Origin of the sequence: Sinorhizobium sp. 22678 (assembly GCF_052044265.1) — a bacterium.
In the GTDB taxonomy this organism is placed as follows: Bacteria; Pseudomonadota; Alphaproteobacteria; order Rhizobiales; family Rhizobiaceae; genus Sinorhizobium; species Sinorhizobium meliloti_A.
The window spans coordinates 19,812-27,832 of record NZ_JBQEMS010000039.1 but is presented as its reverse complement, the minus strand read 5'-3'; the positions used below and the strand labels follow the sequence as shown (position 1 = coordinate 27,832).

Below are 8,021 nucleotides of genomic sequence, written 5' to 3'. Positions count from 1 at the left end.
GAGGTCGCAGCCGAGACGATGGCGTCATAGGAGCCGGCAAGCGACACGATGAGCGCTGCCAGCGGTTCGGCGAGGTTGTTGCCGAGGCTTGCATCGTCGGCGAGCAGGACCTTCGTCACGCCCGAGAGCTTTGCAGCCGCATCGGCCGCAGCCTTGGCACCAGAGCCGGCGACGAGCACATGCACGTCGGAACCGATCTTCGATGCTGCCGTCAGCGCCTTGGCGGTCTGGTCGGAAAGGGTTGCGTTGTCGTGATCTGCCAGAAGAAGAATGGCCATGGTTGTGTTCTCCCTTGATTCCTTCGGTTCATGCCCTTGTCCGAAAACCGGTTCCCACTTTTCGGGGCATGAACGCCTTAGAGCACGCCGGCTTCGGTCTTGAGCTTTTCGACCAGCTCGGCGACCGACTTAACCTTGACGCCTGCCTTGCGGCCCGACGGCTCCTCGGTCTTCAGCACCTTCAAGCGCGGGGCGGTATCGACGCCGAAATCGGCCGGCGACTTCTTGTCGAGCGGCTTCTTCTTCGCCTTCATGATGTTCGGCAGCGAAGCATAACGCGGCTCGTTGAGGCGCAGGTCCGTCGTCACCACGGCCGGAAGCTTGACTTCGATGGTCTGGAGACCACCATCGACTTCGCGCGTCACCTGGGCAGAACCGGATCCGACCTCAACCTTCGAGGCAAACGTCGCCTGCGGCCAGCCGAGCAGGGCCGACAGCATCTGACCGGTCTGATTCGAATCGTCGTCGATCGCCTGCTTGCCGACGATGATCAGGCCCGGCTGTTCGGCTTCCGCGACCCCCTTGAGGATCTTGGCGACGGCGAGCGGCTCGACGGCATCATCAGTCTCGACCAGGACGGCGCGATCCGCGCCCATGGCGAGCGCCGTGCGCAAGGTTTCTTCCGCCTTGGCCGGACCGACGGAGACGACCACAACTTCCTCGGCCTTGCCGGCTTCCTTCAGGCGCAGCGCTTCCTCGACCGAAATCTCGTCAAACGGGTTCATCGACATCTTCACGCCGTTCAGGTCGACGCCCGAACCATCCGACTTCACGCGGATCTTTACATTGTAATCAACAACGCGCTTCACTGGGACAATGATCTTAATGCCGGAGTTTATTTGCATGTTTCGAAGCCTTTCTTACTTTCCTAGGTTCAAAATTCTGAAGAGCCTCATTGACTAGATTCCCTTATCTTGCGTTTGCCATTCAACCCCATTGCTTTCCGCTAAAGCCGCCGAAACGTCCGACAACATCTTTGAGTCCTGTTTGCTCGCCAGCAGCAACCCTTCGCCAACACTTCGGCTTTCGGCTAAGTGCAGCAATACCGCGAAACTCGCCGTTATCCGGTATGTAAATGGAGCACGATGGGTGAATGACAGCTCCACCGCCATTCACCTTCAAAAATCAACGCATTAATTGACGTCGCGCAGGTCAATGCCCCTAGTTTCTTTCCAAGTTGCCACCACGCCCGCCGCTATTAGAACAACGATAACGACATACAGGTTAAAGACCCAAGAGAGTTGTTGGCTAGAAAACCAACTGCTCAAGTATGGTGCTGTGCCGCCAAACAGAGCAAGTGAAAGAGGGAGAGAAATACCCATAATGCGCGACCGGTACCGTGTTGGAACACGTTCAGCGATGATTGCGGGTAGCGTACCACCAATACAACCAGTAACCGAGAGCATGACGCCCTGTGCGACAAATAGCGTCCAAGGCTCACTGGATATGAAGCTAATTAGCGGAAATGTTAGCACTGCTACTGACAGAAAATAGAATATGGTGACGGGCTTCCTGCCGATTCGATCGGAAACGTATCCCCATACAGGAACGGCGATGATATAGGGAATTTGTGCAAACAAACTCGCTGTGAAGGCGCCGCTTGGATCCATGCCACGCTGCGTTATCGCGAACACCGCAGCGTACGCGGTCCAGAGATAATATGGCAGGCCGACGCCGGCTTGGTAGAAGAAAATCCCGACAGCACGTGATATAATTTTGCTTCTCGGCCAATCGGAGGTCTCGACCGGATTAGGGGAACCCTCCCCTTTTGAACCTACGAAATCCGTCAGTACGTCGCTTTCCATCATGCTCTTTCGCAGAAACAACACGAGCACGGAAAGCAGAGCACCGAGGAGAAACGGAATACGCCAGCCCCACGAGTCCATGTCTACGGCATCAATTACCCGGGTCAAGACCACACCAAGCAGCGTAGCGACTATGCTGCCGATGCCGACACTAAAGAACATGCTGCTCGTCCACAGGCCCCGCCGCTCCTTTGGAGCGATTTCCGCAAGATATGCGTAGGAAGCGGTCGCCTCACCCCCATGAGCAAAACCTTGCAACAACCTAGCAGCCAATACGATGAGAGACGCGAATCCGCCGATAGCGGCATACGTTGGGGACACGGCAATCAAAAGACTACCGAAACCCATTAGTACCATGCTTGTCAACAGCACGGATCTGCGCCCCAGGCGATCCGCTAGGGCTCCGAAGACAATACCTCCAAGCGGACGAGAGATGAAGCCGACCGCAAAAATCGCCAAGGTGCTCAACAAAGCTGAGACAGGATCTTGGGTGTCAAACATTGCCTTAGCTATGTAAGGCGCGAAAACCGCATAGATCGTCCAGTCGTACCACTCGAGTGTATTGCCCAGGCCAGTCGCGACTAATGACTTCCGTCGGAGTACATTACCCAGCCCAGGCGAACGACCGACGGTTTGCACTTGTATGCCTGCATCAGATGACCCAACGTCCACGCTCATGAATTCCTCCCCCGCGTTCCGTCAAAACCCATTAAGTGCAGCCCCCTTCGAACAGATCAGAGGGTGTTGCGACTCTTGACGCCGACTTGGTCGGCGAAAGACACGATAGCGCCGGCCTCAATAAATTACAATATTGAATAATTAATTTGCCTCGGAAAGGCAGCTTCGCGTGTCGACTCGGCTCCCCAAATCTACCGTTATGTACTGGTCGCAGGTTTACGTGGATGCTCAATGGCAGACCGTTGAGCGCAACCCAGTCGTCTTGACATCAGCGCGGTTTCTAATTATTCAATTTGTGAATTCACTGCGGGCGAGTATCGTTCGATCGGAGGGCAGCGGCAACTGGCGTGCCATGTTTGGCCGGCGCGGCAGCGTCGACGTAAATGTGGTGACCTTCAATGCCCGTTGGGTCAGCGACCACCATTTTCAAAGGGAGCGAGAGTTAATATGAGCGCACATGTCGTTGTCGTCGGTGGCGGCCCAACCGGGCTTCTTACCACGTTAGGCTTAGCACGTTCCGGTATGCGTGTGACTGTCTTGGAAGCAGAGGCGAGGCCCAACGATAGTCCTCGTGCGCTTGTTTACCATTCATCTGTTCTGCCACATCTCCGAGATCTAGGTGTGCTCGATGATTGCGTGAAGGCTGGCTTCCTTCGGCAGGACCACGCCTGGCGCATCCACGAAACCGGCGAGATGATTCGTTGGGATATCGGGTGTCTTGAAGGCGAGATCGAATTCCCCTACGCCCTTCATCTGGGTCAAGATAAGCTTTCACTTATCATTCTCTCGCATCTGCAGAGGTTGCCGAACGTAGAGATCCACTATTCGACCACTCTGGCTGCATGCGAACAGAACAGTAGTGGTATTCGGGCGACGATTGTAAAGGATGGAGTTAACGAGACCATTGACGCCGACTGGTTGATCGGGGCCGACGGCGCCACCAGTTTTGTTCGGCGAGAGGTTTTGAAGCTTAACTTCTTCGGTATCACGTGGCCAGAACGTTATGTCGCAACTAATACACGCGTAGATCTGGATCGGCGTGGCTATTCGAAGACGACGATGCAGATCGATCATGTCTACGGTTCGGTCATCTGTAAAATCGACACGAGCGACTTCTGGCGCGTGACATTTATGGAAGACCCAGCGCTTCCAGTCGAGGAACTCCCTCAGAGAATTGCAAAGGTGTTGCCGAGTTTGCTCACCGGCGGCGTTCCGTTCGAGGTGGAGGCATTTTCGCCCTACCGAATGCATCAACGCTGCGCTGATCGAATGCGGGTAGGGCGCATTATGCTAGTCGGTGATGCAGCGCACATCACCAATCCCACAGGGGGGCTAGGGCTGACAGGGGGTATGTTTGACACATTCGCGCTCGTCGAGGCCCTGACCCAAGTTGTTCACGATAACCGTAGCGAAGACATATTGGAAACCTACGATAGAGACCGTCGTTTCAAGTTTCTTGAAATTGTCTCGCCGCGCGCATCTTCAAACCTACGTAACATGTATCATATGCTACCTGGCCAGCAGAAAGAGCAGTGGATCGAGGAGGCGCGTGCGATCGCTGCGGACAGAGACAAGATGCGCGTCGTGATGAAGTTCCACGAACAGATGCGGACAGTATATTGAGCAATCTAACACCATTGGCCCTCGCAGACTTCGGGGGGAGATTTCTCACAACGTCCCGCAACCTGCACGCGGGCGAGACTTATCCCGGTCCAACTGCCTATGTCGAATGGTTCGTGCCCGTCGAACCAAAAAGCGTATCGATTACATTCGTACATGGCGGTGGTGGACAAAGTTCGGAGTTTCTGCGCACTCCGGATGGGCGGCCCGGCTGGGCGCACGCCTTTCTGCGCGCGGGATATCCCGTATACTTGCTTGACCGGCCAGGACATGGGCGAAGCCGCTGGGATAGGCGCGTACTTGGCAGTGCGACGGAACCACCTAGTTATGAGCAACTCGGTCCACGTTTTTTTGAAGCAGCGAAAAGCCAACTTTGGCCGGGGGCTGAAAAACACACGCAATGGCCCGGCGGTGAGACCCCTGTTGATCGCTTCATGGCGAGTCAAGGGCCAATGGCAACAAGTCTCGCCGCAAGCCAAGAACACGTGGAAGCTATCGCGCAGGGCCTATTCAGCATGGTTGGGGACACAGTTTTGCTCAGCCACTCCGCTGGTGCGCCGTGCGGATGGGCATTGGCGGCAATTGGTGGCCCATCAGTGAAGGCTATCGTTGCGGTGGAGCCACTAGGCTGTCCTGGCTTCAAACACTCCCTAGGCCAATTTTCGCACGGCCTCAACGCGGCACCCCTTTCCGGGGAGCATGATCCATTCATGCGGCCGATCGCGGTTGTAACAGGTGAAGCAAGTTGGATGCGTGAAGCAAATGCACAAGCAGCAGACTACATCCGGGGCCGGGGAAACCATGTCGACCACATTCGTCTTGAAGAGAAAGGCATCTTCGGGAATGGTCACATGTTAATGTCTGAGTATAACTCCGACGATATAGCTCGGGAGATCATAGATTGGCTCGCCGGTCATGTGAGCTGAGCCCCAACTTGTCTTCTTTGCGCAGTTAATACTGCGCCCCGAGGTGGACTGACCATCTGGTCATTCTTTCGGTGATAGCACTCGAACCTTTCGGATTGTAGGAATCTATTGGAGGATTGTAAATGGAGAATCTTATCGCACAGGTTGAGTCCTTTATGGATACGTTCAACACACGCGATTTCTCGAAGACGCTCGATTTCTTCACCGACGCTAGTGTATACGTGGACCCTTTCGGTGTTCAGCACAGTGGACGCGCAGCAATTGGACAAGCGCTTGCGCCGAGTGATCAATTTTTGAACGCCTCCACAAAATACGACATCACATCCACGTCCATTGACGAGCATACTTCGACTGCGACCGTTACATGGACCCTAGTAATAACATCCGATGGAAACACCTCTGCCATCGACGGTCTCGATATTCTTCGCTTCCGCGAGGGAAAAATTGCAGTTAAAAATGCGTTTTGCAAAGCGCGCGAGATCTCAACCCGCACGATCTGAACACCGGCGGTTTGTAAGCATTAACTTCTTCGCCATCTTAAATTGTCAGCGCACCATCATTAGCGTTGTACAGCATACCCGACACCGATTGGAGCGTCTCTCATGCGAGATCCACGTTATGACATCCTGTTCGAGCCCGTTCAAATTGGTCCCGTCAGAACCAAGAACCGATTCTACGTTGTACCTCATGCTCTAAGTATGGGTATGTCCTCCATCGACGGAATGATCGCGTATCGAAAAGCTCGGGCCGAAGGAGGATGGGGCGTCGTATGCTTGGAGGAAACGATGATTCATCAAACCTCTGACCATGCACCGCTCCCGGACCCCTGTTTTTACAGCGACAGTCATGTCCCCCAACTAGCACGCGTTGCCGCAGCCATAAAAGAACATGGTGCGTTGGCCGGCGTGGAACTCGCACATGCAGGTGCGTCGGGACCGGCCGCCTCCCATCGCGAGCATCCATTATCTCCTACCGCCAAATTCCCCCACTACTATTACAACCCGATCACAGCCCGTACAATCGACAAGCAGGATATTGCCAACTTCAGACGCTGGTATCGAGATGCGGCAGTGCGCGCTAAATCGGCCGGATTTGACATTGTGTATGTCTACTGCGCTCACAATTTGTCCCTTCTGCAGGACTTCCTTGATGTAAAAACAAACAAGAGAACCGACGAATACGGTGGGGTCTTCGAAAATCGCGTTCGACTGCTTCGCGAAACTCTTTCTGACGTGAAGGATGCGGTTGGCGACACTTGCGCGGTTGCGGTCCGATTTGCGGTAGAAGACAGGCGACGGGCATCAAATATTACCGCACTTGAAGACGGGCGGCGCGTTGTTGAAGCACTATCGGACGTTCCTGACCTGTGGGATGTCAATGTTAGTGATTGGCCGTGGGATAGCGGAAGCAGTCGCTTCTTTGAAGAAGGGCAGCAAGAGCCGTTTATCGATTTTGTTAAGAGCGTAACGAACAAACCTGTTGTGGGTGTTGGGCGATTTACGTCTCCTGACGCTATGGTCAGCCAGATTAAGCGGGGCGTTCTGGATTTAATCGGGGCCGCCCGACCTTCAATAGCCGACCCCTTCTTGCCAAACAAGATAGACGAAGGACGCCATGATGATATCCGTGAGTGCATAGGATGTAATGCTTGCACAGCAGAGGTTATGACATACGTCCGTATTCGCTGTACTCAGAACCCGTCAGCAGGAGAAGAGCATACTTTAGGCTGGCATCCAGAAAATGTGCCTCCTGCCGATGACCCATCCAAGACGATTCTTGTTGTGGGTGGTGGTCCCGCGGGTCTCGAAGCGGCCCACACACTTGCGAAACGCGGTTACCAGGTTTCTATCGCAGATGGAGGATCGGAGTGGGGGGGCCGTCTGGTGCGAGAGCGTAAAATGCCTCGCTTGAGTGCCTGGGGGCGCGTGGTGGATTACCGTGTTGGGCAATTGCAGACGATGCCCAATGCAAACATGTATCTCAACAGTGCCCTGACTGCTAACGACGTGATCGGCTTCGAAGCTGATCATGTGATCGTGGCGACCGGAGCAAAATGGCGCAAGGACGGGATCGGTCGCAATCACGATGAACCGATACCCGGCGCCGATCTCCCCCACGTGTACAGCCCGGAAGAAATCTTGGATGGCAACTTACCAAGCGGTGAGGTTGTCGTTTATGATGAAGACTACTTCTACATGGCAACGGTAGTGGCTGAGCGCCTTGCCCGGGCGGGCTGTAAAGTAACTTACATCACGACTGCGAGCGATCCGGCACCGTGGACGATCAACACGCTGGAACTTGTCCACGTAATCAACTCAATGAACGAGATGGGTATTGAAATCGTTGTCGGAACCTCCGTAACTAGTATCTCGTCGGGCAACATTACGACGAGTCGTATTCTTACTGGTGTGGAATCCAGTAGAAAAGTGGACGCCGTCGTTCTGGTAACCGGCCAAGTATCCGATGATATTCTTTATCATGAGTTAGTTGCAAAGAAAGAAGCAGGAGAGATTGCGTCGGTCGAACGCATAGGGGACTGTCTTGGGCCGGGCCAAATCGCTCAGGCCACTAAAGATGGACGAAAGGCCGGCATTGAATTTTGCGGTACCGGTCGTTAGGTCTCTTTTAAATCATCTCTCTCGGTCTCGTAGGAATCCCGCACACATTTATTTGGTGCCTTCTATCATGGATCACGGCCGGATCTGGCTCGCAGC

At 54.4% G+C, this 8,021-nt stretch carries 7 protein-coding genes; 4 read left to right on the top strand and 3 right to left on the bottom strand.

Annotated features, from left to right (window positions below; all coding sequences use genetic code 11):
- The 3 genes from ACTJKL_RS30690 to ACTJKL_RS30680 form a co-directional block, all read right to left on the bottom strand.
- Positions 1-278 (bottom strand): adenine nucleotide alpha hydrolase family protein (locus ACTJKL_RS30690; RefSeq protein WP_522960291.1); only part of this gene is annotated, 278 nt, incomplete at its 3' end.
- Between the two features lie 77 nt (positions 279-355).
- The gene (locus tag ACTJKL_RS30685; protein WP_440854659.1) at positions 356-1,105 is read right to left on the bottom strand and encodes an electron transfer flavoprotein subunit beta/FixA family protein; all 750 of its coding nucleotides are present in this window, start codon (positions 1,103-1,105) and stop codon (positions 356-358) included.
- 306 nt (positions 1,106-1,411) lie between these two features.
- Positions 1,412-2,761 carry an MFS transporter gene (locus ACTJKL_RS30680; protein ID WP_084438673.1) on the bottom strand — a complete coding sequence of 450 codons (1,350 nt, stop codon included), beginning with the start codon at positions 2,759-2,761 and terminating at the stop codon, positions 1,412-1,414.
- 447 nt (positions 2,762-3,208) lie between these two features.
- Here ACTJKL_RS30680 and ACTJKL_RS30675 point away from each other — a divergent pair, with 447 nt between their 5' ends.
- The 4 genes from ACTJKL_RS30675 (at position 3,209) to ndpC (ending at position 7,925) form a co-directional block, all read left to right on the top strand.
- The gene (locus ACTJKL_RS30675) at positions 3,209-4,384 is read left to right on the top strand and encodes an FAD-dependent oxidoreductase (RefSeq protein WP_024899816.1); all 1,176 of its coding nucleotides are present in this window, start codon (positions 3,209-3,211) and stop codon (positions 4,382-4,384) included.
- Complete coding sequence (locus ACTJKL_RS30670; RefSeq protein ID WP_440854658.1) at positions 4,294-5,307, top strand: alpha/beta fold hydrolase; 1,014 nt, start codon at positions 4,294-4,296, stop codon at positions 5,305-5,307. The genes ACTJKL_RS30675 and ACTJKL_RS30670 overlap by 91 nt, the downstream gene beginning before the upstream one ends.
- 122 nt (positions 5,308-5,429) lie before the next feature.
- Positions 5,430-5,807, top strand: coding sequence for a nuclear transport factor 2 family protein (locus tag ACTJKL_RS30665; protein WP_064334247.1), 378 nt, complete (start codon positions 5,430-5,432; stop codon positions 5,805-5,807).
- A gap of 102 nt (positions 5,808-5,909) precedes the next feature.
- Positions 5,910-7,925 (top strand): 6-hydroxypseudooxynicotine oxidase, encoded by a 2,016-nt coding sequence (ndpC, locus tag ACTJKL_RS30660; RefSeq protein WP_024899819.1) that lies wholly within the window; start codon positions 5,910-5,912, stop codon positions 7,923-7,925.
- Positions 7,926-8,021: the final 96 nt, after the last annotated feature.